Here is a 23597-nt window from a genome sequence, read left to right as displayed (position 1 = left end):
GTGACGACCGCCGCGGGCACCCGGGTGGTCCCGGCCGTGGTGCGGCGGGCCGGCCGCACCGCCGTCGCCCACGTGCAGACGTGGCGGCCCTACACGACGTGTTACCCCGCGCTGCTCGGCGTGGCCGGGGCCACGGTCGCGGGCGGGACCGGGGCCGCCGTGCTGCTCGTCGCCGCGTTCGCGCCCGCGCTCGGCTGGCTGTCCGGGCACTACCTCGGCGACTACTTCGACCGCGGGCTGGACGCGATCGGCAAACCCCACCGGCCGATCCCGTCGGGCCGGCTGTCGGCCGAAGCGGCACTCGCCGGCGGCCTCGCGTGCGCCGCGGTGTCGGCCGTGCTGCTCGTCACGGCGAACTGGCGGATCGTGCCGTTGTTCGTCGTGGCGATGGCCGGGATCGTCGGCTACAGCAAGGTGTTCAAGAAACGCGGCCTGGCCGGCAACGCCTCCCGCGGGTTCCTGACCGCGCTGGCCCTGGCGATCGGCGCGATGGTCGCCGCGCCGTGGCCGCCGTGGGCGCTGCTGCCCGTCGCGGCCGGGTTCCTGCTGCACGACACCGCGTCCAACCTCGTCGGCACGCTCCGCGACGTCGACGGCGACCGCGCGGGCGGCTACCGCTCGGTGCCGGTCGAGCACGGCTTCCGCCACGCCGTCCGGCTCGCGCTCGGGCTGTACGCCGCCGGGGTCGCCCTGATCGCGCTCTCCACTCTTGTCGCCGATGACCCGATCGCCCGGCTCGTCTTGACCGCGGTGGCGGCGGGTGTCGGTGCCGTCGCCTTCCTGCCGTTGCCGCGCCGGGATTCCGTGCCCGCGCGGACCGCGTTGCGGGCCCACGAACTGCTCGTCGCCGAACGGCTGGTGCTCGCCGCGGCCGTCGTCGCCGGGGCCGCCGGCGCCCGGTTCGCGCTCGCGCTGGCCGCGCCGGTCCTCGCCTTTTCGCTCGTCACCCAGGCCCTGATGCGTTCCCGCCACGAGTTCCCGGTTCCGGCCGGGGGAAAGGACACCGCATGACGTCCGTGCGCGCCGACCAGCTCACCGAGGCGATCGCCGAAGGCGCCGAAGCGCTGTTCGCGGCCCAGCGCGCGGACGGCGTCTTCGACTACGGCGGCAGCAGCCTGACCTCGACCCTCGGCACGGTCGGCGCGGTGTGCGCGCTCCACTTCGCCGACCCCGGCGGCGCGGCCGATCTGATCGAGGCGGGCGTCGGCTGGCTCAAGCGCACCCAGGCCGCGGACGGCGGCTGGGCGATGGTGCCCGGCGAGGCGTCCGAAGCCGGGCCGACCGCCGTGGCCTCGGCCGTGCTGCACCTGACCGGCCCCGAAGACAACGCCGCCGAGGTGGACGCGGGCCAGGCGTGGCTGCGCGGGTTCGGTGGCCTGGACGCGATCCCGCACGCCGAGGTCGTCGCGTGGTGCCGCCAGTTCTACGGCTTCGCGGGCTGGCTCGCGCCCGAGGAGATGCGCCGCTTCCCGCTGGAGCTCGCGCTGCTGCCCGGCCTGTCGCGCAAGCTCTTCGACCTGCGGGTGCCGATGGTGTACGCGCTCGGCCTCGCGCAGAGCCGGCACAAGCCGCTGACCCGGCTGCAGAAAACGCTGTCCCGGAAGGCCGAGCCGAACGCGCTGGCCGCGATCCGCCAGGTCTACGAGCACGAGGGCAGCACCGGCGCGTGGTGCGAGGACGCCTGGGTGACCGGCCTGGTCTGCGCCGGCCTGGCCCGGGCCGGGCTCGGCGACGACATGGTGGCCGCCGCCGTCGGCTGGTTCCGCCGGATGATGGCCCCCGACGGCTCGTGGGCGAGCGGGCCGCTGGACCTGACGTGGTCGATGTACGCGACCGCCGGCCTGCTCGAAGCCGGTTACGCCACCGACCCGCGCCTGATCGCCGTCAAGGAGCTTTTCCTGCGCCTGCAGCAGGATCGGCCGTTCACGGCGTTCGGCTGCCCGCCCGGGTTCTGGGGCTGGTCGGGCACCCGCGGCTGGCCCGCGACGCTGGAGACCGGCGAGATCGTCTCGGCGCTGGGCCACCTGCCCGGCGACGACCAGGCCGGCGCGATCCGCCGCGGCGTCACCTGGCTGACGCTGCAGCAGGACACCCGCGGTTCGTGGGGGCTGTGCGTGCGCAACACCAAGGTGGCCAACAGCGGTCCGTGCCCGCACATGACCGCCCAGGCCGTCGACGGGCTGCTCGACTCCGGCGTCCCGGCCGACGACCGGCGCGTGCGCCGGGCGCTGAGCTGGCTGGGGAAGGCGCAACAGGCCGACGGCAGCTTCGAATCCGTCTGGTACCGGATGCACACCGCGGGGACTTCCGCCGTGCTGCAGACCTTCGCCAAGGCGGGGCAGCCCGGCTCGCTCCCCGCGCGGCGCGCGCGTGAGTGGCTCGAACGCACCCGGCTGGCCGACGGCTCGTGGGGCACCGGCGCGGGTGGTCCCGGCACCGTCGAGGAGACCGGCTGGGCGGTGTCGGCGCTGCTGGCCGCCGGTGCGGACGCCGCCGTCGTCCGGCCCGGCGTCGAATGGCTGCTGGCACAGCGGCACCCCGGCGGCGGGTGGGCCGCGGCGAACGTCAACGAGTACGTGCGGCACGTCTGCCGCTACCCGAACCCCGCGCTCGCCCACGGTCTCGCGCTGAAAGCCCTGGCCCGCTACCGGAAGGTGGCCGGCTGATGGGGTACGACGCCGTCGTCTGCGGCGCCGGGGTCGCCGGGCTGGCCGCCGCGTGCGCGCTGGGCCGGCTCGGGCACCGCGTGCTGCTGGCCGAGAAGCAGGACGCCGTGAAGCCGGTCGCGAAGGGCGAGGTGCTGCAACCCGGATCACTGGCGATCCTCGACGAGTGGGGTGCGACGCCCGAGGGAGCGTTGCGGCTGGGGACGCTCGTCGCGCGGGACGCGGCCGGGGCGCCGCAGATGGCCCTCGAGTACGGCCGGCTGCCCGTCGAGCGGCCGTGGCTGCTGGCCCACGACTACCCGGCGATCCTGGAAGCGCTGACGAAGTCGCTGCCGTCCACAGTGGACTTCCGGCGCGGCGTGCTCGTCGAGGGACTGCTGCGTTCGGCCGGCCGGGTCACGGGCGTGCGGCTGTCCGGAGAGGACGTCGAGGCGGCGCTGGTCGTGGCGGCCGACGGCCTCTCGTCGCGCCTGCGGCGGGAGGCGGGCATCGAGGCGCGGCGGCACGACTACCCGCACCGGCTGGCGGCGTTCGAGCTGCACGACGCGCCCGCGGTCGAGCCGGACTTCTCCGCCTACGTCACCGAACGCGGCCTGCGGCTGCGCTACCCCTTGCCCGGCGGCCGCGTCCGGCTCTACGCCCAGGTCGGCCCGGACGAACTGCGCGGCCTCGACACCGACGGCCTGACCTCGTGGGCGGACGGCCTGGTGCGTGAGACGCCCGCGCTCGCCCCGCTCGCCGACGCGATCCACGCGAACCTCGGCGGCCGTCAGCTGCTGCCGGTGTCCCGGTTCCTCGCCGGCGCGTTGTCCGTGCCCGGGCTGGCGCTGGCCGGGGAGAGCGGCCACGCCGTGCACCCGATGGCCGCGCAGGGCATGAACAGCGCCGTCGCGGACGCGCACGAACTGGCCTCGATGCTGCGCCAAGGCGGCTCCCTCGCCCCGGCGGTCGTCGACCACGCGCTGGCCCGCTACGACGTGGCCCGCCGCGGGAACCTGACCCAGATCGGCCGCACGAGCCACAACGCGGCCCGGATGATCACGGACCTCTCGTGGGTCGGCCGGGTCGCGGGCCGCCGGGCCCTGCGCGGCACCGGCGGCAACAACCGCATCCGCTACACGGTGATGCACACGATGTCCGGCCTGGGCGTGCACCCGCTGAACCCGGTCGACCGGCTGCACCAGCTGGGAGTGCTGCCGGACCCGCGGGGCCGCCGCCTCCCGGCCTGGGCATGACGGCGGCCCCGGCGGGGCTCTCAAGCGGCGGCGCACTCCACGACGACCAGGCCGCCCTGGCCTTCGTGGGTGCTCCGGACCGCCAGGCCCGCCGACGCCGCGAGAGCGTGGAAGTCCTCGATCGTGCGTTCCCGGCCGCCCAGCAGGGTCAGCGACTGCAGGTCGAACGACGAGTTGTTCTTCGCGTGCTCCGTCCCGGCCAGCACCTCGACCACGACGACGCGCGCGCCGGTCTCGCCGCAGCGGCGCAGGATCCGCGCCGCGTCCTCGTCGTTCCAGTCGGTCAGCACGCGCGACACCAGCAGCACGTCGTAGCCCGTGGGCAGCGGGTCGAAGAAGCTGCCGCCGACGAACCCGGCCCGGTCGGCCAGGCCCGCGTCCGCCAGGGACCGCTCGGCTTCCGGGCGCACCGGCGGCAGGTCCAGGACCGCGCCGTGCAGGTGCGGGTGCTTCAGCAGGACTTCGCTCAGCAGCGCGCCGATGCCGCCGCCGACGTCGAGGACCCGGGTCACCGTGCTCCAGTCGTAGTCGGCGGCCACCGCCGGGCCGGTCTGCCAGGCGTGCGCCGCCATGATCGCGCCGAAGAACAAGCGCAGTTTTTCGTCACGCTGGTAATCGGTCCAGAAATCGACGCCGTGTGCCTTTCCGTACGCGGATTCGCCGGTGCGGACCGAATGCAGCATTCCGCTGTAGGCGAGATCCATTTTCGCGCCGGGGCCGTCGAGGTCGAGCCAGCCGCGCTGCCAGCGCTGCTGCTCGCCGAGCAGTTCGCGCGACAGGTCGGTGAGCCCGTATTCGCCGGCGTCGGCGCTGAAGAGGCCGACGTTCACCAGGTGCCGCAGCAGCCGGTCGAGGGAGTCGGCGTCGGATCCGCTGGCGGCGGCCAGGTCCGCGGTCGTGGTGGTGCCGCCGGCGACCAGTTCGGGCAGCCGCAGCGCGATGGCGGCGCGGATCGCGAACGGGGTCGCCAGGTCGACCAGGCGGGCGAGCTCGGCGGCGGCGTCGTTCGGCATCGGCGTCCTTTCGGCGGGGGTGATCGGGCTCCACCACGATCGCACCGCGAACCCGTTTCGGTCAACCATTCTTTTGCGCGACGACATCGTATTTTGTCCTGCCCGGAAAACGAAAGGGAAGAATCATGGAGTTCGACGTCCGGCCGATTTCCGGCGCCCTCGGCGCGGAGGTGCGCGGCGTGCCGCTGGCGGAGCTGTCCGACGCCGCGTTCGCCGAGGTGCGGGACCTCCTGCTGACCCACCTCGTGCTGTTCTTCCCGGACGCCGCCGGGCTCGATCCCGAGGCGCACAAGGCGTTCGGCCGCCGGTTCGGCGAGCTCGAGGTGCACCCGTTCCTGCCGAAACTCCCCGGGCACGACGAACTGGTGGTGCTCGACTCCGACCAGGGCGCCCGCGCCGACGTCTGGCACACCGACGTCACGTTCAGCGCGTCGCCGCCGATCGCCTCCGTGCTGCAGCTCGTCGAATGCCCGCCGGCGGGCGGGGACACCATGTGGAGCAACCAGCACCTCGCGTATGAAGCGCTTTCCGCGCCGGTGCGCGACCTGGTCGACGGCCTGACCGCGGTGCACGTCTTCGAGCACCCGAACGGCTCGTTCCGCAGCGAGGCCGAGCACCCGGTGGTGCGCACCCACCCGGAGACGGGCCGCAGGTCCCTGTACGTGAACCGGATGTTCACCCGCCGGATCCCGCAGCTGACGCCGGGTGAAAGCGCCGCGCTGCTGGCCCAGCTGTACGAGGTTTCCGAGAGCCCGCAGCGGGTCTGCCGCTACCACTGGCAGCCGGGCGCGATCGCGGTCTGGGACAACCGGGCCACCCAGCACTACGCGGTCAACGACTACACGGGCCGCCGGGTCGGGCGCCGCGTGACGATCCTCGGCGACAAGCCGGCGGGCGAGCAGCCGCGCTGGCCGCACCACGAGGGGACCGGCCTCAGCGCGGCGACGTCACGCTGACGTCCCGGCGGTGGACAGCGGGTGAACACCCGTGCCCGGCGGGTGAAACGGACACCGGCGACACGCCGCTGTGAGCTGTCCCGCCCGTCGGGCCACACCGCCGCCGGCACCGGCGTGCGGTACGGTCGGGACGCAGCGGTTCAACCGGCAGCCGTCGCACCCCGAGACCCACGACCCCGTCAGGGGCCGGTGTGGGACTGGACTGGTGCACGAGCGGTTTGGCCTCACGGTTCCCCAGGAGGCTTCGCCTATGACCGTTCTTCCCTTGCCTTGTCCCAGAGGGCCCGCGGGCCCGGCGCCCGTCGCGAGCTTCGAAGTGACCGCGACCGCCGACGCCGCCGTGCTGTCGGCGACCGGTGAGCTCGACATCAGCGTCATCGGGCATTTCGCCGGGCTCCTCGAGCGGGAGCTCGCTTTCCGGCCGCGCGCCCTGGTCGTCGACGCCTCGGCCGTGACGTTCTGCGCCGCCCGGGCGCTGACCGTGCTGCTCAACTCCGCCGCCGACGCGCAAGCGGCCGGCGTGCCCTTCGCCGTCGTCACTCGCAGCCGCGCGGTGCTGCGCCCCCTGAGCGTGCTCGGGCTGGAGCGCGCCCTGCCGCTGCACGCCGACCTCGCCGAGGCGCTGACCTGGCTGACGCTCCTGCCGGGCCTGACGGCCCGCTAGCGCCGCTGGTCCGGCCCGCGGGTGTCGCGAGGCTAGTTCGCCCAGGCCCGCGGGCAGGGCTCTTCCGAATCCACACAGCGCAGGCGGGCCCACACGAGCTTGCCGTCGTCGTGGTGGCTCACGCCCCACGCGAGGCACAGCTGGTCGACGACCCGCAGGCCACGACCGCCGTCCCGGCCGGGGACCCGCAGCCGCGGTTCCCCGGTGCCGATGTCGGCGACCGCGAGGGTCACCTCGCACGGCCCGCCGGTGCAGCGCAGGCGCAGCTCGATCGGCCCGCCGGCGTGCAGGTAGGCGTTGTCCAGCAGTTCTCCGACGATCAACAACGCGTCCAGCCGATGCGGGTCGCCGAGGGTGTGCATCCTCGACTCGGCCCACATCCGGGCATCGGCGAGACCGGACGGGTCGGTGCCGGCCACGTCCAGGGTCTGCCAGCCTGGCTGGTCCGCCGTGGTCCAGTTCACAGGCACGATGGTGACTCCTCCCGAGGGCGCGCACCCGGGGGTGCGTCGTCCTCTACCGAGGAGGGTTACCCGGGGCGGCGGCGGTTACCCGCGAATCGGCACATGGGGTTCGGCCCGGGTGCGCGGGCGGGTCCGCGGGCCGAACACGGCCAGGACCACCGCGCCGACCAGCCAGGTACCGGCGATGAAGAGGAACACGCTCTGGTAGCCGCTGCCGTTGTAGAGCGCCGCCACGATCAGGGGACCGGCCGCGTTCGACAGCCGCCCGAGCCCGTAGGAGACGCCGGTGCCCAGGGAGCGGCTCCGCGTGTCGAACAGCTCGGGGGAGTACGCGTAGCCGAGGGCGGTGTAGCCGCGTTCGAACAGGTTCACCAGGAACCCGAAGACCACGATCAGGACCGGGTCGAAGGTCAGGCCGTAGAGCAGGCCGCACAGCGCGATGACGGCGCCGAAGGCGACCAGGCACCACTTGCGTTCGAACCGGTCGGTGACCAGGGCGGCCAGGTACGACCCGAGCGGCGCGCCGACGGTGGTGAGGGCCACGTAGAACACCGACTTCTCGACGCTGAAGCCCTCCTTGGCCAGCAGCGTGGGCGCCCAGCTCGAGTAGCCGAAGAAGCCGATCGTCTGCGTCACCCACACGACGGTCAGCAACAAGGTGGGGTAGAGGTATTTCTTCTGCAGCAGGAGGCGGAGCGGCGCCTTCGTCACCGGAGCTTCTTCGACCGGCGGCTCGGGTTCGGGCAACGGTCCTTTCTCCGCGGCGACCTGCTCTTCGATCTCCCGCAGCAGCCGGTCCGCCTCGGCGTGGTCGCCGCGGCTCTCGTGCCAGCGCGGCGACTCCTTGAGGTGGCGGGTGAAGAAGACGAGCAGCACGCCGAGCGCGCCCCACAGGTAGACCAGCCGCCACGACCAGTCGTTGATCGGCACCACGGCGCTGGCGATCAGGTTGGTGACCGGGGTGCCGCAGATGCCGATCACGATCGCGTAGGCCTGGTACTTGCCGCGGCTGGTGGCCGGGTACAGCTCGTTGACGTAGATGACGGCCACGACGGTCATCGCCGAGAGCCCCGCCGAGGTCAGGACGCGGAACACGCCCAGCGACACGACGTCCCACGAGAAGACGGCGGCGAACGAGAAGACGCCGAACCACAGGGTGGTCCACAGCAGTACCCGTTTGCGGCCCCACCGGTCGGCCAGGCCACTGGCGATGACCGCGCCGAAGAACATCCCGACGAACGACAGCGAGGTGACGTAGGCGACCTGGTCGACCGTCACGCCCCACAGCTTGATCAGCTTGGGCGCGGTGGTGGCGAAGCTGTTGATGTCCGCGAACTCGAAGAAGTAGGCGAACGAGACGGCGAGCAGGGTGAGCTTGTGGAACCGGGAGATCGGCAGGCGGTTCAGCCGGTTCAGGGAGTTGGCTTGCTGCATGGGGGTTCCTGTCGCTCAGGCGTCAGTCAGTCAGTGCCGGGCCAGTACAGGTGCGTCGGATTGGTCACGAGGAGCTTCTGCTGCTGCTCGGCGGTCACCGCCACCTGCGGCACGTAGTCGACCAGCAGGCCGTCGTCCGGCATGTGGCCCAGGAGGTTGGGGTGCGGCCAGTCGCTGCCCCACAGCACGCGGTCGGGGAACTCCGCCACGACGCGCCGGCCGAACGGGACGACGTCGCGGTAGGCGTGCCGCTCGCCGCCGAGGGCGGGCGGGCCGGTGACGGTCAGGCGCTCGGGGCAGCTGACCTTCACCCAGACGTCGTTGCGGTCGGCGAACCGCAGGAAGCGGCTGAACTCGGGGCCGTCCACCGGCTGTGTGACGTCGGGCCGGCCCAGGTGGTCGACGACGAGCGGCGTGGGCAGCGAGCCGAAGAACCCTTCCAGCTCGGGCAGATCGGCGCTCTCGAAGTAGAGGACGACGTGCCAGCCGAGCGGCGCGATCTTCTTCGCGATGGTGCTCAGCTCTTCGTGCGGAGCCGCGTCGACCAGGCGCTTCACGAAGTTGAAGCGCACGCCGCGCACTCCCGCCGCGTCGAGTTCGCGCAGCTCGCGCTGGCTGACGTCGGGACGCACGGTGGCGACGCCCCGCGCCCGGCCGTCCGCCGCGCGGACGGCGTCGAGCATGGCGGAGTTGTCCGCGCCGTGGCAGGTGGCCTGGACGATCACGGTCCGCGTGATGCCCAGGTGGTCGCGCAGGGCGAACAGGTCGTCCTTGCCGCCGTCGCACGGGGTGTACTTGCGTTCGGGGGCGAAGGGGAACTCGGCCTGCGGGCCGAAGACGTGGCAGTGCGCGTCGACGGTTCCGGGCGGGAGCCGGAACTTCGGCTCCGACGGGTTCGCGTACCAGTCGAGCCAGCCGGGGGTTTTCGGCGCGGTCATGGGGATCCTCACCGCCCCTGGCGCTTGAGCAGGGCGTCGAGACGCGGGTAGACGGCGCGGGCATTGTGCTCCCGGATCGCGGCCGAGTCCTCTTCGGACAGTTCGGCGGCTTCGAGGTACCGGCGCGTGTCGTCGAAGTGGTGGCCGGTGCCCGGGTCGACGTCGCGGACCGCGCCGATCATCTCCGAGGCGAACAGGATGTTCTTGGCCGGGACGACGTCGAACAGCAGGTCCGAGCCGGGCTGGTGGTAGACGCAGGTGTCGAAGAAGACGTTGCCCAGCAGGTGTTCTTCGAGCGTGGGCTTGCCCAGTGCCATGGCGAGGCCGCGGAACCGGCCCCAGTGGTAGGGCACCGCGCCGCCGCCGTGCGGGATGACCAGCCGCAGGGTGGGGAAGTCCGCGAACAGGTCACCCTGGAGCAGCTGCATGAACGCCGTCGTGTCGGCGTTGAGGTAGTGCGCGCCGGTGGTGTGGAACGCGGGGTTCACGCTGGTGCTGACGTGGATCATCGCCGGGACGTCGTACTCCACCATCTTTTCGTAGACGGGGTACCACGACCGGTCGGTGAGCGGCGGCGCCGTCCAGTGCCCGCCGGAGGGATCGGGGTTGAGGTTCAGCGCGACGGCGCCGTACTCCTCGACGCACCGCGTGAGCTCCGGAACGCAGGTGGCGGGGTCGACGCCGGGGGACTGCGGGAGCATCGCGGCCGGTGCGAACCGCCCGGGGTAGAGCGCGCTGACGCGGTAGCAGAGCTCGTTGCAGATCGCGGCCCACGCGGACGACGTCGCGAAGTCCCCGACGTGGTGGGCCATGAAGGACGCGCGGGGCGAGAAGATCGTCAGGTCGATGCCGCGTTCGTCCATCAGCCGCAGCTGGTTCGGCTCGATCGTCTCGCGCAGGTCGTCGTCGCTGATCCGCAGGTCGGCGCGGGCCGGCGCGGGCCCGCCGGAGAGGGCGGCGACCTGCCGCTCGCGCCAGGCGGCCAGCGCCGGCGGCGCGGTGGTGTAGTGCCCGTGGCAGTCGATGAGCATGACTCGCACCCTAATCGTCGATGAAATTGTTGACAATATCTACGACGAAAAGTTCTCCCACACCCGCCGCTGCCCAGTTGTCCACATCCCCCGAAATCCCTCCACAACCCCGCATCTTTCGTAGCGAAAGTGGCGTTTGGGGGGTGGGCGGTGAGCGGGCGTTGGGTTGGGGGAGGTGGGTTAGTCCAGGTCGAGGAGGGGGGCGGCCATGCGGTCGACGTACGCGCCGAGCGCCTCGCGGTCCGCCGCGGTCAGGGCCTTCGTGCCCACCTTGCCGCGCAGCACCGCGACCCCGGTGATCAGCGCGGCCAGCAGTTCCGCGCGCAGGGCGCGGTCCGGCCCGCTCAGGCGCGGGGCCAGCTGCTCGTCGAACGCCCGCTCGATCCGCTCGCGCACGACGGCCCGGATCATGTCGTCGTTCGCCGCGGTCACCAGGCCGGACAGGCCGCCGGGGTGCTCGGCGCCGACGTTCAACGCGCGCTCCAGCAGCGCGCGGGGAAGGTCCTTCAGTGGGATGTCCCTCGTCATGGTGTCGGCGGAGTCCCAGCCTCGGTCCGCCGCCTCGGCGAACAGCTTCTCCTTCGACCCGAAGTAGCGGTAGACCAGCGCCTGGTTCACCCCGGCCCGGGCCGCGACGTCGCGGGTGCTTGTGCCCTCGACGCCGTGTTCGCTCAGCAGTGTCCGGGCCGCCATCAGCAGCGCTTCCCGGGTCGCCGCCGCGTCACGGCGGCGGGCGCGCGGTGTCGCCGTGTCCATCGCCGGCCTCCGTTTCGTCGGTTTTCGCAGTGTAGACCAGCGCAAACGTCCTGTGAGGGTGATCACCACGCGGTTAAGTAGTCACTCGTTGACTTGATTTCCAGTGCGTGGCTACCGTGTAAGTCATCAGTTGACTACAACGGAGGTTTCCGTGTCCGACACCCTGACCGCCCCGGCGCCCGCGCGCCGCGCCCGGCGCGCGGAGTCGCATCCGACGGCGGTGCTGCTGGTGCTGGCGCTCTCGACGTTCGCGATCGTCGTCATGCAGAGCATGGTCATGCCGATCCTGTCCGGCCTCGCGCAGTCGCTGGACGTCTCGATGGCCGACGTCTCCTGGGTCGTGACGGTCAACATGCTCTCGGCGGCGGTCTTCACGCCGCTGCTCGGTTCGCTCGGCGACAAGCTCGGCCGCAAGCGCGTCCTCATGGCGACGCTCGCCCTGACCACGCTCGGCTCGGTGCTGGTCGCCGTGTCGACGTCGATGGGCGTGGTGCTGGCCGGCCGCGCGCTGCAGGGCATGGGCTTCGCCGCGATGCCGCTGGCGATCGGGATCGTCCGGTCGATCTTCCCGCCCGAACGCGTGCCTTCCAGCATCGCGCTGCTGAGCGCGCTCACCGGCATCGGCGCGGGCGCGGGCCTGCTCTTCTCGGGCCTGCTGGTGCAGGCGGGCGTCTCGGCGCAGGGCATGTTCTGGATCTCCGCCGCGGTCACCGCGCTCGGCCTGCTCGGCACCGCCGCGCTGATCCGGCTGCCGGAGACCGCCGGCAAGTTCTACGTCGACGTCTTCGGGCTGCTGACGCTCGCCGGCGGCCTGGTCTGCCTGGTGCTGGGCATCAACCGCGGGCCGGCCTGGGGCTGGGGCTCGGCCACCGTGCTAGGGCTGTTCGCCGGCGCCGTCGTGCTGCTGGTCGGGTGGGTGTTCGTCGAGCGGCGCGTGCGCGAGCCGCTGGTCGACATCGCGATGATGCGCACGCCGGTCGTGCTCGGCACCAACATCGCCACCTTCCTCACCGGCGCCGGCATGTACGGCGCGTTCATCCTGGTGATCCAGTTCGTGCAGACGCCCGGGCGGTTCGGCTACGGCTTCGGCTCCGACGCGCTCGGCGCGGGCCTGACGCTGCTGCCGATGACCGCGGGCACCCTGCTCGCCGCCGGCGCGGTGTCGATGCTGATCCGCCGCGTCGGCCCGAAGTGGCCGATGGTGCTCGGTACGGTCGTCGCGACCGCGACCTTCGCCTTCCTGCTCGCCTTCCACGCCGAGCACTGGCACTTCTACGTCGCGACCGGCCTGCTCGGCCTCGGGCTGGGGCTGGCGTTCGGCGCGATCCCGACGTTGCTCAACAGCGGCGTCACCCCCGCGCAGACGAGTGTCGCCAACAGCGTCAACCAGACACTGCGCTCGATCGGCGGATCCATCGGCACGGCGGTGGCGTCGGCGATCCTGGCCGCGAACCTGCTGCCGCGCCTCCCCTTGCCCACGGTCGGCGCGTACACCACCGCGTTCACCGTGTCCGGCGCGATCTGCGTCCTCGCGGTCGTCGCCGCCGTGCTCGTCCCGTACCGACACCGCGAAACCACGAAGGAGTCTCGATGACGAGGGCCTATCCCTTCAGTGATCCGGAAAAGCTGGACATCGAGCCGCAGTTCGAGAAGCTGCGCACCGAAGAGCCGCTGAGCCGCGTCACCATGCCCTACGGCGAACCGGCCTGGCTCGCGACGCGCTACGAGGACGTCAAGGTGGTCCTCGGCGACCCGCGCTTCAGCCGCGCGGCGGCGACCGGTCGCGACGAGCCGCGGCTGCGTCCACATCTGCCGCCGCCCGGCAACATCCTCAGTCTCGACCCGCCGGACCACAGCCGGCTGCGGCGGCTGGTGATGAAGGCGTTCACCATGCGCCGGATCGACGCGCTGCGGGCGCGGGCGCGCGAGATCGCCGACGGGCTCGTCGACACGATGCTCACCCAGGGGCCGCCGGCCGATCTGGTGGAGGCCTTCGCGCTGCCGTTCCCGGTGACGGTGATCTGCGAGCTGCTCGGCGTCCCGTTCGAAGACCGCGGCGACTTCCGCGTCTGGTCGGACGCGTTCCTCTCGACGACGAAGTTCACGCCGGACGAAGTCCTCGACGCGATGACGAAGATGCGCGAGTACATGGCGGGCCTCATCGCCCAGCGCCGCGAGACGCCGCACGACGACCTGCTCGGCGCCCTGGTCGTGGCCCGCGACGAAGACGACCGGCTCTCGGAGGAGGAACTGCTGTCGCTGGCGCAGACGCTGCTGGTGGCCGGCCACGAGACGACCGCGTCCCAGATTCCCAACTTCGTCTACGCGCTGCTGACGCACCCGGGTCAGCTGGCGCTGCTGCGCGCAGACCTGGGCCTGGTGCCGAAGGCGGTCGAGGAGCTGATGCGGTTCGTCCCGCTCGGCACCGGCGCGGGCATCGCGCGCTACGCGACGGAGGACGTCGAGCTGGGCGGTGTGCTGGTCCGCGCGGGGGAGCCGGTGCTGCCGGCGCTGGCGTCGGCGAACCGCGACGACGCGGTGTACTCCGACCCGGAGGTGCTGGACCTGCTGCGCGGGGAGGCGACGCACATCGGGTTCGGCCACGGCGCCCACCACTGCCTGGGCGCGCCGCTGGCCCGGATGGAACTGCAGGTGGCGCTGGAAACCCTGCTCCGGCGGCTGCCGGACCTGCGCCTGGCCGACGGTGAGGACGGCATCGGCTGGAAGAGGGGGCTCTCGACGCGCGGGCCGCTGCGGCTGCCGCTCGCCTGGGGCTGAGCGGCGCGTCCCGCACCCGGCACGCGCCGGGTGCGGGACGGTGGCCGCTCAGCGCACCTGCCCGAGCGGGATCCGATGGAACACGATGTTTTCGTACGGTCCGGCGGCGCCCGTCTCGTACAGCAGCCCGGCGGTGAGCGGGTCGGCCTGCACGAGGTCGGAGTACGCCGCGGGCCCGCTGGTCAGCGTCCGGCCCGGCGTCCAGGTGCGCCCGCGGTCGGTGCTCAGCCGCAGCTGCATCACCGCGCGCGTGGCGGGGTCGGACGGGCCGGAATACAGCAGCAGCCACGGGATCGTCGTCTGCAGCACACTGCCCTCGACCTTCGTGCCGGACAGCGACGGCTGCACCCGGTACGGCCGCACGAGCGTCTTCCCGCCGTCCACGCTGTAGCCGTCGACGCGGTGCTCGGCCGCGGAACCCTGGTTGCGGCCGGAGAAGTAGAGCGTGCCGTCGGGCAGCTCGGTCATCGACGTCTCGTTCGCGGCGATCACGCCGTCGGTGCGGTCGTCGGTGAAGCCGATCTGCCAGGTTCGGCCGTCGTCGTCGCTGTAGAGGTCGTGGCCGCCGTAGTACTTCGCCTCGGTGCCGGCGTCGGCGGAACCGGCGGGCGGGGAGCCGGAGTGGTTGGCGGGCACGACGATCCGGCCCGCGTGCGGGCCGTGCCGCAGCAGCGTGGCGTGCCCGGGACCGGTGGCGTACCAGCGCCAGCCGGGCGGCTTCGCGTCCGCGGTGATGTCGCGCGCGGCGCTCCAGGTGCGGCCGTTGTCGGTGCTGCGCTGGACGAACACGCGGCGGGTGTCCCGGTCGGACGCCTGGCCGGACATGATCTGCTTCTCCGACACGAGTCCGTTGTGGACGGTCAGGAGCACCAGGTCGCCGGTGCGGGCCAGCACCGGCGTCGGGTTGCCCGCGGTGGCGTCGCCGTTGGTGGTCACCACCGAGAGCGGGCCCCACGTGCAGCCGCCGTCGCGCGAAGAGCGAGACACCGTCCGGATGGCGCCCGAGTCGCCGGCCGAGTCGCGCCGGCCTTCGGCGAACGCCACCAGTGACCCGTTCGCGGCACGGATCACCGCGGGGATGCGGAAGGTGTCGTAACCCTCGGTACCGGAGGTGAACGGCACCGAGGACGTGCACCCGGAGGCGGCCGAAGCCGCCGGGACGACGGGCAGCCCGAGCAGGGCCGCGGCCAGCAGGATCGTGCCGAACCCGCGTTTCGATGACACCGGTTCCGCCTCCTCGCCGAGGGGATGGGTGGCAGGACATGGGATGTCCGACGTCCTATGTCCGACAAGATAGGGAGCGGGCGCGCGGTTCGTCAAGGACCATGTGGCGCGCAGGAGCGGGACGCGTCCGGGTGCGGGGGAGGCCGGTCAGGCGGCCAGGTCGTCCCAGCGGACGAGGATGGCGGCGGCGAGCAGCCCGGCCACGACGATCTTCCCGATGATCAGCAGCGCGCTCGCGCCGGTCACGTGCCCGAGGTCCAGCAGCGCGCCGGCGAGGAACGCCACGGCGAAGACCTTCGCGCCCCAGCGCCGCCGGAAGCCGACGGCGAGCACGCCGGCCAGCTGGACGGCGGAGGCGAGCAGCGCGAGCACCGGCCACGGCGACGTCTCGCCACCGTGACCGAGCTCGTCCGCGAGGACGGTGCTTTGGGCGATCAGCACCACGGCCGTGCCCAGCCCGAAGAGCACCAGCATCACGGGCAGGAACACCCGCCCGGCTGTCCCGCCGGTGGCGGGTTCGGGCACACGACGACGAGGCACGGCGAGCCTCCGCTCGGCTCCAGCGATCCGGAACCACCCACGGTGCCGGAAACCGGCGTGGACGGCCACCGTGCATTTGCCGGAGCGGAGACACGCCGGCGTGTGCTAGGGGCTCGCGGTCGTCATGACCCGCTGCAGAGGGTTCCGTTCAGGGTGAACGCCGTCGGCAGGATGTTCGGGCCGCCGTAGTCGGCCGTGAAGCCGGGGTCCGCGCTCTCACCCGGGGCCAGCGCCGTGGCCGACGTGACCGTCACGGTGGTCCCGCTCTGGGTCCAGGTGCCGTTCCAGCCGCCGGTGAGGTGCTGCCGCGCTGTCGGCCAGGTGAACGTCAGCGTCCAGTTGGGTATCGGCTTCGTGCCCGTGTTGGTGAGGTGGACGCCGCCGACGAAGCCGCTCGACCAGTCCTGGACGTCGGACATCGTGGCCGCGCAGGTACTCCGGGCGGGCGCGCCGGTGGTGAACGTCAGCGGCGGCGAAGCCCAGGAGACGGCGCCGGCCGCGTCCCGCGCCAGCACGTTGACCGTGTACCGGCTGCCCGGGACGAGGTTTCCGGCGGTGAACGACGTTCCCGGCGTCTCGCCCCACTCTTCGCTGGTGGTGCCGGTGCTCCGGTAGACCTCGTACTTCGCGACCGGGTGGCCACCGGGCGCGGCGGCTGGCCAGGTGAGCGTCGCCGACCGGTCGGTGACCTGGCCGGCCACCACCGGGCCGGGGGTGGCCGGGGCGGCGGCCGTCGCGGTCGCCGGGTGCAGGACCAGGGTGGTCAGCGAATACGGCGGCAACGTCCGGCCGGCGCTGCTGCCGCCGGCGCTTTCGGCGATCGACGTCGCGCCGTGGGTGAACGTGAACACCTTCGACGCCGTGGCCGCCGGGGCGTAACCGGCGTAGTCGAGGGCGACCGTGCGGGCGCGCCCGGGTTCCTTGTTGATCAGCAGCACCGAAAGGTCACCGTCGGGCCGGCGGGCGGCGTGGGCGGTGACCAGCGGATCGCTCGTCCCGGCGCGCACCAGCTGATCGCCGGGGCGGGCGAAGAGCCCCAGCATCTCGAGGCCGTGGTAGGGCGCGAACGGCGTGTTCAGCGGCGGCTCGCAGACGCCGTCGCCCAGGCACGTCGCGCTGGAGAGCAGGCCCATGTCCCCGTAGTCGGTCTCTCCCTCCACTGTGGACACCTGGGTCGCGCCGTTGTGCGTGTCCCACCAGTCGACGGTGAACACGCCGTTCTCCAGCATCGTGCTGTACGTGTCGGCGGCGAACAGCGCGCCCGGCTGGGTGTCCATCCCGACCGGGGTGTTGGTCTCGGTGAGCGCGACGCCGATCCGCGCGGAGTCCGCGCCCGCGAACTGCGTGATCTCGCGCCGGACGACGTACATCATGTCGTCCACCTGCTCGGGTTTGGCGAGCGCTTCCGCCGCCGTGGCGCCGCCCGGATACCAGTGCAGCACGACGAAGTCGACATGCGGACCCGCGATCGACAACACGGTCTGATTCCAGTCCGCGGTGTCGCCCTCACCGACGATGCCGTCCGGCCAGTTCGCCGGAGTGGTGAGCACCGCGCCGATCTTGACCGACGGGTCGACGGCCTTCATGGCCTCGGCGTAGGCGACGACGCCGTGGGCGTACGCCGCCGGGCTCTTGTCGGCGTGGTCGTCGGCTTCCCAGTTCGCGCCGTAGTGGCCGTTGCCGTAGAGCTCGTTGCCGATTTCCCAGTACCGGGCGCCGTAGCCCTTCGTCACGTTGGCGTAGCGGACCCAGTCCGCGGCTTCCTGCGGGGTGCCGGTCCCGTAGTTGGCGATGATGATCGGCTGGGCCCCGGTGCGCCGCGCGCCGCCCATGAAGGTGTCGAAGTCGGTGCCGGGCGCGACGTAACCGCCGGGCGCGGTGTTGTCCTTCCAGTGGTAGATGTCGCCGTAGGAACCGCCGGGGTAGCGCAGCATGCGCACGCCGGCGCCGCCGAGCAGATCGGCCACGGCGTCGGTGCCGAGCTGGCTGTCCCAGACCGCGTGGTTGGCCCCGAGCGCGGTGTCCGCCACGGTGGCCAGGCCGGCCCGCGCGTTCACGGTGACGGAGACGTCCGGCTCGGCCGCGGCGGCTTGCGTGACTCCCGCCAGGCCCGCGGCGAGCAGGACGACCGCGGCCGGAAGGGCGCGGCGAAGTGGTCGAGCTGTCATGAAGTTCCATCCCTCACTCGTCCGGATCGAACAGAATGCAAGATGGCTGAGAGCGCTCCCAGTGAGAAAACCACCGGAGGTGCCGGAAGTCAACGCCGGTTCAGCGGCTGCCCGTCGCCGCTCGTCCGCGCGCCGCGCGCGGACCGGGCGCGCGCCGAGCGGACCCGCGGCGAGTGCCTGACCCACGGCGAACCTGGAGCGGACCGCGACGGCCTTCCGTGTCCTCCGACCAGCATCGCCACGGCTTCGTGTGGGGCCGGACACCCCGCGAACCGCGGCGTGACGAGCCTCGGCGGGGGTCGTTCACCGCATCGGGCGTGCCCGTCCCGGTAGGGAATCGTTACCCGGATCCCGTTGTGCGCCACCGGTCTGGCTTCCCTCGAGCACCGCGGGATACAGTGCGCGCGGTTGAGAACACAGCCGCCGGTGACCCTTCCTGTGCGGGCGCCGTTACGCCTGATCCGGTGGCCTGTGTGCGGGCGGCTCGGTGAGGCCTCATGCGAGAGAGGCTCGATGTCGTGACCGCTCCTTCGGTCGGCTCCACCCGCGTCGCCGGACCACCGCTTTCCCCGCCGCCCGCGGTCAACCGGCTTTCGGTGCTGCTGGTGGAGGACGACGACGGGGACGCGCTGCTGGTCGAGGAGATGCTCGCCGACCTCCCCGCGGAGGCCGAGCGGATCACGCTGCTGCGGGTGGCGACGCTGGCGGCCGCCCTGCCGCACGTCGCGAGCGTCGACTGCGTGCTGCTCGATCTGCAGCTGCCCGACGCGTCCGGCCTGACCGCCCTCAAGACGTTGCGCCAGCGCAGCCCGAGCAGCGCGATCGTGGTCCTGACCGGGCAGAACGACACCGCCACCGGCGTGGCCGCGGTCGCCGCCGGCGCCCAGGACTACCTCGGCAAGGACCAGGTCGACGGGCCGCTGCTGGTGCGCGCCATGCGGTACGCCTGGGAACGGCGAAGGGCCGAGGACGCCGAACAGCGGCTCATGGAGCAGCAGCTGTTCGCGGGGGAGAACGCGCGTCTCGAACGCGGTCTGCTGCCCACCCCGCTGCTCGCCGACGAGGACCTGGGCCTGGCGGTCCGCTACCGCCCGGGCCGGGACGGCGCGTTGCTGGGCGGCGACTTCTACGACACCGTCGAGCTGGCCGACGGCACCGTCGAGGTGATCATCGGGGACGTCTGCGGGCACGGCCCGGACGAAGCCGCGCTGGGGGTGGCGCTGCGGATCGCCTGGCGGGCCCTGGTGCTCGCCGGGCTGCCGGCCGCCGAGGTGCTGTCCACGGTCGACCGGGTCCTGGTGAACGAGCGGATCGAGCCGCTGTTCGCCACGGCGTGCATGGTCACGGTCGCACCGGACCGGGCGTCCGCGCGGATGGTGCTGGCCGGGCACCCGCCGCCGGTGCTGTTCCGCGGCGGCGGGCCGGCGGAGTTCCTGCCCTCCGACGCGCTGGGGCCGCCGCTGGGCATCCCGCTGCTGCGGCCGCGGCGGCAGACGGAGGTCGCGCTGGACCCGGGCTGGTCCCTGCTGCTCTACACCGACGGCATCTTCGAAGGCCGGGCCGGCGCGGCCGATCGCCTCGGCCGGACGCGGATGGCCGCGCTGGCGGACGAGCTCCTCACCGGGCCGGGTGACCGCGGCGCGGCGCTGGACGCCCTGATCGGCCGCGTCCAGCGGCTCAACGACGGCCCGCTGGACGACGACGTCGCGCTGGTCCTGCTCACCCAGCGGCTCGCCGGGGAAGCCCGATGACGGACGCGCGTCCGGCGTGGCCGCTGCGGCGCTGGGCCGGGTTGCTGGCGTTCGTCGAGGCCGTCCTGCTCTGCGTGGCCCTCGCGGGCGGGGCGCTCGCGCTGAGCCGCCTCGACGACGCCCGGTCCCGGCTGCTCGACGAGGTGGGGCCGCAGCTGCTGCAGGCCAAGGCCCTCTCGAGCGCGCTGGTCGACCAGGAGACCGGGATCCGCGGTTACCTGCTGACCCGGCAGCAGGAGTTCCTCGAGCCGTACCGGGCCGGGCTCGCCGACCAGGACCGGGCGGTGGCGGAGCTGCGCCGGCTGGGTGCGACTCCGGACACCGCGGAGGGCCGTGACCTCGACGCCGTCTTGGCCGGCGCCGGGACGTGGCGTGGTGCGGCGCTCGCCCAGTCGGCCCCGGGTGGCCCGGCGCCGACGGCGGCGCAGGTGGAGCAGGTCAAGAAGCTGTTCGACGCGCTGCGCGTCCGGCTGACCGGGCAGGATGCGCACCTCGAGGCCGCCCGGGTGGCCGCCCGGACCGACCTGGCGGCCGCGACGAAGCTGCTGACCTGGATCCTCGTCGCCATCGCGGTGGTGATCGCGGCGGCGTTCGTCCTGCTGTTCGCGGGGCTGCGCCGGGCGGTGGTCGGGCCGATCCGGGAGCTGGCCGCCGCGGTGCGCGACGTCGCCGCGCGGGACCTGCACCGGCCGGTGGTGGCGACCGGGCCGCGGGAAGTGCGCCAGCTCGGCGCCGACGTCGACACGATGCGCCGGCGCATCCTGGCCGAAGTGGCCGGGCTCGAGGTGGCCCACGCGCAGCTGGAGACGCGGACGCACGCCCTGGAGCGGTCGAACTCCGATCTGGAGCAGTTCGCCTACGTCGCGTCGCACGACCTCCAGGAGCCGCTGCGGAAGGTGACGAGTTTCTGCCAGCTGCTGGAAAAGCGCTACCAGGACAAGCTCGACGAGCGCGGCGAGCAGAACATCGGGTTCGCCGTCGACGGGGCCAAGCGGATGCAGGTGCTGATCAACGACCTGCTGGCGTTCTCCCGCGTCGGCCGCCGCGGCGGGGAGCCGGCCGAGGTCGAGACCGCGGCGCTCGTGGCCGCCGCCACGGCGAACCTGGAGAGCGTGCTCGACGGCGCCGGCGCGCGGGTGATCGTCGCCGACAGCCTGCCGCCGGTGCTGGGTGAGCGGTCGTTGCTGACGGCGGTGTTCCAGAACCTGATCGGCAACGCCGTCAAGTTCCGCGGCGAGCGGGCGCCCGAGATCACCGTCGGCGCCGAACGGGACGGCGCGGACTGGGTGTTTTCCGTGACGGACAACGGGATCGGGATCGAAGCGCAGTACGCCGAGCGGATCTTCGTGATCTTCCAGCGGCTGCACGGCCGCGGCGACTACCCGGGCACCGGGATCGGGCTGGCGATGTGCCGCAAGATCGTCGAGCACCACGGCGGCCGCGTCTGGCTGGACACCGAAGTCACCGAAGGGACGTGCTTCCGCTTCACGCTCCCCGCGCTCCCGGCGCAGGAACTCCCCGGTGCCGCGGAGGAAGCTCAGGCCGCGGCCTGACCGGACCTACGGGATCGGCGGGTGGGACCGCTCTTCGAGCATGCCCGCCAGAGCGGCGGCGATGAGGGCGACGTCCCGGTCGGCGTCCCCGGCCAGCCGCCGCAGGGCGTCCCGGGCGAGGGGTGGCGGCATCTCGGCGAGGGCCTGGGTCAGGCGGATCCGCACCGCGGCGTCCGCGGCCGGGGCGGTGAGCTCGCCGGTCAGCGCGCTCATCACCCGCTCCGCGCATCCGGCGTCCCGGGACAACGTGCCGAGGAGCTCGGCCGCCTCGACGTCGTTCGTGCCCTCGACCACCATGCGCACGAGCGTCGGCACGGCCGCGGTCTCGCCGCGCTTGCCCGACGCCAGCGCGGCGTTCCGGCGCACCGCCGGGTCCGGGTCCCCGAGCGCGCCGGTGAGCAGCGCGGTCGCCTCGGCGCCGGAGAACCCGGCGATCGCCAGGACCGCGCGCCGCCGGACGTCGACGTCCGCCGACGCCAGGCCGGACGCCACGCTGGCCACGCCGTCACCGCCCGCCCGCGCGAGAGCCCACCGCAGGGCGCCCGCGACGTTCGGGTCGGCCTCGGCGAGCACCGCCCCGGCCAGCAGGTCGAGAGGCAGGGGCACGTCCTCGGCCGGGGCCAGGACAGCCTGCTGCCGGTGCGCGGGACTGGCCGAGCCGAGCCCGCGCAGGAGCTCGATGATGCGCAGGACGCCCTGCCAGCCGCCGGGCGCCGAGGCGTCGACCGCGCGCAACCGGTCCAGCAGCTCCTGTTCCCGCGTCAGCCGGTCTTCGGTCTGCCGGATGAGGTCGCCGACCAAAGTGGACGGTGCGAAGCCGGGATCCTCCAGCGCGCGACCGATCTGCCGCAGCGACAACCCCAGGGACCGCAGGCTTTCGACGTGGAAGATCCGGCGGATGTCCTGAGTGGAGTATTCGCGGTAACCGCCGACCGTGCGGCCGGTCGGGCGCACCAGCCCGAGGGAGTCGTAGTGCCGGAGCATCCGGGTGCTCACCCCCGAGCGGCGCGCCACCTCGCCGATCAGCACGACGTCCCGCCGGAGTGTTCCGGGCCGAGCGCGACGATCCGCTTCGCCTCGTCGACGCCCGGGTCGAACGCGGCGTCCGGGTCGCGCAGCAGCCGTTCCGTGGCCCGGGCGTGCGCCCGCACCGCCGGATCGGCGCTCGCCAGCCCCGTCCGCAGGGCCGGCTCGATCACGTCCCCGAGCGCGACGAGCGCCCGGCTGAGGCTCAGCCGGACGGCCCGGTCGCCCCGGCCGAGCTGGGCCGCCAGCTCCGCGGCCAGCGCGTCCCGTTCCGCGCCGGGCACGAGGACGACGGCGGCCCGCCACGCGCTTCGCGCCACCTCGTCGTCGGCGTCGCGCAGCAACGACGGCGTGATCGCGGGCCACGTCGTCCCGTCGCCGATCTTGGACAGCGTGTGCAGCGCCTGGCTCCGGGCCTGGGCGCGCTCGGAGCGGAGTTCCCCGAGGAGCCGGGGCACGGTGACTTCCGCCGGGAGGCGGGTCAAGGCCCAGGTGAGCATGTCGCGCACGAAGAAGTCCGGCTCGATCGCGGACCGCGCCACGAGCGCGTCGGCGGACCCGGGGTCGGCACGCGTGCCGGCCGCCAGGGCCGCCTGAAGCCGCATCGACGAGTTTCCGGTGCTCAGCGCGCCGAGCGGGGTCGAATTCATGGTGATCACCTCCTGCGCCCAGTGAAGACCTTGGCACGGTGTCAAGGTCAAGGCACTTGCCAGTTCTTTGACGGGTGTCTATAAAGTGCGGGGTGAGCATCGACAGCCGTGACCCGCGCGCCGTGCGGTCGCGGGCGGCGCTGTCCGCGGCGGCCGTGCGGCTGGTGTCCGAGCGCGGCAGCGCGAACGTCCCCGTCACCGAACTCGCCGAAGCCGCCGGGGTCAGCCGGCAGCTCGTCTACCTGCACTTCGCCGACCGGGACGCGCTGCTGGTCGCCGCCGCGCTCGACCTCGCCCGGCGGGAGCTGCTGCCCGTCCGGGAGTCCGGGCGCGCCGCGGTGCTCGCCACGGCCCGGCACTTCGCCGCGCACCGCGCGTTCTACCGGGCGCTGCTCACGGGGCCGTGCGCGTTCGCGCTGACCACCGCGTTGAGTGAGCTGCTCGCGCCGGTCAACCGCGAGGCGGTCCGGCGGCTCTTCGGCGAGCGGCTGCCGGCCGGGACGGTCGACGACCTCGCGGTGTTCCTCACCGGCGGCGCCGGCGCGGTGATCAACGCCTGGCTGCTCGGCGACGACGAGACCCTCGATCCCGAAGACCTCGCCGACCGCTTCGTCCGCCTCCGGCACACCCTCGGCGGACTTCCGGAGGAGGACGCATGACCCATCCCGGGCTCACGCTGGACTCGGTGGCGAAGCCGACGGTGCTGATCGCCGAGCCGCCCGGTCGGCGGGCCCGCCGAACGGACTGTCG

At 73.0% G+C, this 23597-nt stretch carries 21 protein-coding genes; 10 read left to right on the top strand and 11 right to left on the bottom strand.

Going from position 1 to position 23597, the window contains the following annotated elements; all coding sequences use genetic code 11:
• Genes OHS18_RS15765 through OHS18_RS15755 form a run of 3 tightly spaced genes read left to right on the top strand, consistent with a single transcriptional unit; the run spans position 1 to position 3901 of the window.
• Positions 1 to 1011 carry a UbiA family prenyltransferase gene (locus OHS18_RS15765; protein ID WP_328617557.1) on the top strand — a complete coding sequence of 337 codons (1011 nt, stop codon included), beginning with the start codon at positions 1 to 3 and terminating at the stop codon, positions 1009 to 1011.
• Positions 1008 to 2666, top strand: coding sequence for a prenyltransferase/squalene oxidase repeat-containing protein (locus OHS18_RS15760; protein WP_328617556.1), 1659 nt, complete (start codon positions 1008 to 1010; stop codon positions 2664 to 2666). Before OHS18_RS15765 ends, OHS18_RS15760 begins: the two co-directional genes overlap by 4 nt.
• Positions 2666 to 3901 carry an FAD-dependent oxidoreductase gene (locus OHS18_RS15755; protein ID WP_328451898.1) on the top strand — a complete coding sequence of 412 codons (1236 nt, stop codon included), beginning with the start codon at positions 2666 to 2668 and terminating at the stop codon, positions 3899 to 3901. The genes OHS18_RS15760 and OHS18_RS15755 overlap by 1 nt, the downstream gene beginning before the upstream one ends.
• A 20-nt stretch (positions 3902 to 3921) precedes the next feature.
• Here the strand turns inward: OHS18_RS15755 and OHS18_RS15750 are convergent, their stop codons facing one another.
• Positions 3922 to 4914: a methyltransferase gene (locus OHS18_RS15750; RefSeq protein ID WP_328451900.1), complete on the bottom strand. Its 993-nt coding sequence runs from the start codon at positions 4912 to 4914 to the stop codon at positions 3922 to 3924.
• A gap of 125 nt (positions 4915 to 5039) precedes the next feature.
• Here OHS18_RS15750 and OHS18_RS15745 point away from each other — a divergent pair, with 125 nt between their 5' ends.
• Positions 5040 to 5870, top strand: coding sequence for a TauD/TfdA dioxygenase family protein (locus tag OHS18_RS15745; RefSeq protein ID WP_328451902.1), 831 nt, complete (start codon positions 5040 to 5042; stop codon positions 5868 to 5870).
• A gap of 316 nt (positions 5871 to 6186) precedes the next feature.
• Complete coding sequence (locus OHS18_RS15740) at positions 6187 to 6534, top strand: STAS domain-containing protein (protein ID WP_328451904.1); 348 nt, start codon at positions 6187 to 6189, stop codon at positions 6532 to 6534.
• Positions 6535 to 6566: 32 nt separating this feature from the next.
• Here OHS18_RS15740 and OHS18_RS15735 read toward each other — a convergent pair whose 3' ends face one another.
• From OHS18_RS15735 to OHS18_RS15715, 5 genes are all read right to left on the bottom strand, one after another.
• Entirely contained in the window at positions 6567 to 7004 is a 438-nt protein-coding gene (locus OHS18_RS15735; RefSeq protein ID WP_328617555.1) for an ATP-binding protein, read from the bottom strand.
• A 78-nt stretch (positions 7005 to 7082) separates the two neighbouring features.
• Entirely contained in the window at positions 7083 to 8432 is a 1350-nt protein-coding gene (locus OHS18_RS15730) for an MFS transporter (protein ID WP_328451909.1), read from the bottom strand.
• Between the two features lie 26 nt (positions 8433 to 8458).
• On the bottom strand, positions 8459 to 9370 hold the full coding sequence (locus OHS18_RS15725) for an amidohydrolase family protein (RefSeq protein WP_328617554.1): 912 nt from the start codon (positions 9368 to 9370) through the stop codon (positions 8459 to 8461).
• 8 nt (positions 9371 to 9378) lie between these two features.
• Positions 9379 to 10401: an amidohydrolase family protein gene (locus OHS18_RS15720; protein WP_328617553.1), complete on the bottom strand. Its 1023-nt coding sequence runs from the start codon at positions 10399 to 10401 to the stop codon at positions 9379 to 9381.
• A 180-nt stretch (positions 10402 to 10581) separates the two neighbouring features.
• Positions 10582 to 11157: a TetR/AcrR family transcriptional regulator gene (locus OHS18_RS15715; protein WP_328617552.1), complete on the bottom strand. Its 576-nt coding sequence runs from the start codon at positions 11155 to 11157 to the stop codon at positions 10582 to 10584.
• Positions 11158 to 11308: 151 nt separating this feature from the next.
• On the opposite strand from OHS18_RS15715, the gene OHS18_RS15710 reads away from it, so the two are divergent.
• Positions 11309 to 12751 (top strand): MFS transporter, encoded by a 1443-nt coding sequence (locus OHS18_RS15710; protein WP_328617551.1) that lies wholly within the window; start codon positions 11309 to 11311, stop codon positions 12749 to 12751.
• Positions 12748 to 13935 carry a cytochrome P450 gene (locus tag OHS18_RS15705; RefSeq protein WP_328617550.1) on the top strand — a complete coding sequence of 396 codons (1188 nt, stop codon included), beginning with the start codon at positions 12748 to 12750 and terminating at the stop codon, positions 13933 to 13935. Before OHS18_RS15710 ends, OHS18_RS15705 begins: the two co-directional genes overlap by 4 nt.
• A gap of 48 nt (positions 13936 to 13983) precedes the next feature.
• Here the strand turns inward: OHS18_RS15705 and OHS18_RS15700 are convergent, their stop codons facing one another.
• The 3 genes from OHS18_RS15700 to OHS18_RS15690 all read right to left on the bottom strand — a co-directional run bounded on the left by OHS18_RS15700 (position 13984) and on the right by OHS18_RS15690 (position 17867).
• Positions 13984 to 15159 carry a sialidase family protein gene (locus OHS18_RS15700; RefSeq protein ID WP_328617549.1) on the bottom strand — a complete coding sequence of 392 codons (1176 nt, stop codon included), beginning with the start codon at positions 15157 to 15159 and terminating at the stop codon, positions 13984 to 13986.
• 147 nt (positions 15160 to 15306) lie between these two features.
• Positions 15307 to 15699 (bottom strand): hypothetical protein, encoded by a 393-nt coding sequence (locus OHS18_RS15695; protein WP_328451922.1) that lies wholly within the window; start codon positions 15697 to 15699, stop codon positions 15307 to 15309.
• A gap of 122 nt (positions 15700 to 15821) precedes the next feature.
• The gene (locus OHS18_RS15690) at positions 15822 to 17867 is read right to left on the bottom strand and encodes a cellulose binding domain-containing protein (protein WP_328617548.1); all 2046 of its coding nucleotides are present in this window, start codon (positions 17865 to 17867) and stop codon (positions 15822 to 15824) included.
• 596 nt (positions 17868 to 18463) lie between these two features.
• Here OHS18_RS15690 and OHS18_RS15685 point away from each other — a divergent pair.
• Entirely contained in the window at positions 18464 to 19618 is a 1155-nt protein-coding gene (locus tag OHS18_RS15685) for a PP2C family protein-serine/threonine phosphatase (protein WP_328618530.1), read from the top strand.
• Positions 19615 to 21171: a sensor histidine kinase gene (locus OHS18_RS15680; RefSeq protein WP_328617547.1), complete on the top strand. Its 1557-nt coding sequence runs from the start codon at positions 19615 to 19617 to the stop codon at positions 21169 to 21171. The genes OHS18_RS15685 and OHS18_RS15680 overlap by 4 nt, the downstream gene beginning before the upstream one ends.
• Positions 21172 to 21177: 6 nt before the next feature.
• On the opposite strand, the gene OHS18_RS15675 is transcribed toward OHS18_RS15680, so the two are convergent.
• Both OHS18_RS15675 and OHS18_RS15670 read right to left on the bottom strand, forming a co-directional pair.
• Positions 21178 to 22200 carry a HEAT repeat domain-containing protein gene (locus OHS18_RS15675; RefSeq protein WP_328617546.1) on the bottom strand — a complete coding sequence of 341 codons (1023 nt, stop codon included), beginning with the start codon at positions 22198 to 22200 and terminating at the stop codon, positions 21178 to 21180.
• Positions 22194 to 22847, bottom strand: a complete 654-nt coding sequence (locus OHS18_RS15670) for a HEAT repeat domain-containing protein (RefSeq protein WP_328451930.1) — start codon at positions 22845 to 22847, stop codon at positions 22194 to 22196. Before OHS18_RS15670 ends, OHS18_RS15675 begins: the two co-directional genes overlap by 7 nt.
• 92 nt (positions 22848 to 22939) lie before the next feature.
• Here OHS18_RS15670 and OHS18_RS15665 point away from each other — a divergent pair, with 92 nt between their 5' ends.
• Positions 22940 to 23506: a TetR family transcriptional regulator gene (locus tag OHS18_RS15665; protein WP_328451932.1), complete on the top strand. Its 567-nt coding sequence runs from the start codon at positions 22940 to 22942 to the stop codon at positions 23504 to 23506.
• Positions 23507 to 23597: the final 91 nt, after the last annotated feature.

The organism is Amycolatopsis sp. NBC_00355, assembly GCF_036104975.1.
GTDB lineage: Bacteria > Actinomycetota > Actinomycetes > Mycobacteriales > Pseudonocardiaceae > Amycolatopsis.
This window is presented reverse-complemented; position numbering and strand designations above follow the sequence as displayed.

Bases quoted from the DNA above. Each gene is read 5' to 3' on its own strand.
- OHS18_RS15760 (WP_328617556.1), top strand. From the start codon at position 1,008: ATGACGTCCGTGCGCGCCGACCAGCTCACCGAGGCGATCGCCGAAGGC.
- OHS18_RS15755 (WP_328451898.1), top strand. From the start codon at position 2,666: ATGGGGTACGACGCCGTCGTCTGCGGCGCCGGGGTCGCCGGGCTGGCC.
- OHS18_RS15750 (WP_328451900.1), bottom strand. From the start codon at position 4,914: ATGCCGAACGACGCCGCCGCCGAGCTCGCCCGCCTGGTCGACCTGGCG.
- OHS18_RS15745 (WP_328451902.1), top strand. From the start codon at position 5,040: ATGGAGTTCGACGTCCGGCCGATTTCCGGCGCCCTCGGCGCGGAGGTG.
- OHS18_RS15730 (WP_328451909.1), bottom strand. From the start codon at position 8,432: ATGCAGCAAGCCAACTCCCTGAACCGGCTGAACCGCCTGCCGATCTCC.
- OHS18_RS15725 (WP_328617554.1), bottom strand. From the start codon at position 9,370: ATGACCGCGCCGAAAACCCCCGGCTGGCTCGACTGGTACGCGAACCCG.
- OHS18_RS15720 (WP_328617553.1), bottom strand. From the start codon at position 10,401: ATGCTCATCGACTGCCACGGGCACTACACCACCGCGCCGCCGGCGCTG.
- OHS18_RS15715 (WP_328617552.1), bottom strand. From the start codon at position 11,157: ATGGACACGGCGACACCGCGCGCCCGCCGCCGTGACGCGGCGGCGACC.
- OHS18_RS15705 (WP_328617550.1), top strand. From the start codon at position 12,748: ATGACGAGGGCCTATCCCTTCAGTGATCCGGAAAAGCTGGACATCGAG.
- OHS18_RS15690 (WP_328617548.1), bottom strand. From the start codon at position 17,867: ATGACAGCTCGACCACTTCGCCGCGCCCTTCCGGCCGCGGTCGTCCTG.
- OHS18_RS15680 (WP_328617547.1), top strand. From the start codon at position 19,615: ATGACGGACGCGCGTCCGGCGTGGCCGCTGCGGCGCTGGGCCGGGTTG.
- OHS18_RS15670 (WP_328451930.1), bottom strand. From the start codon at position 22,847: ATGAATTCGACCCCGCTCGGCGCGCTGAGCACCGGAAACTCGTCGATG.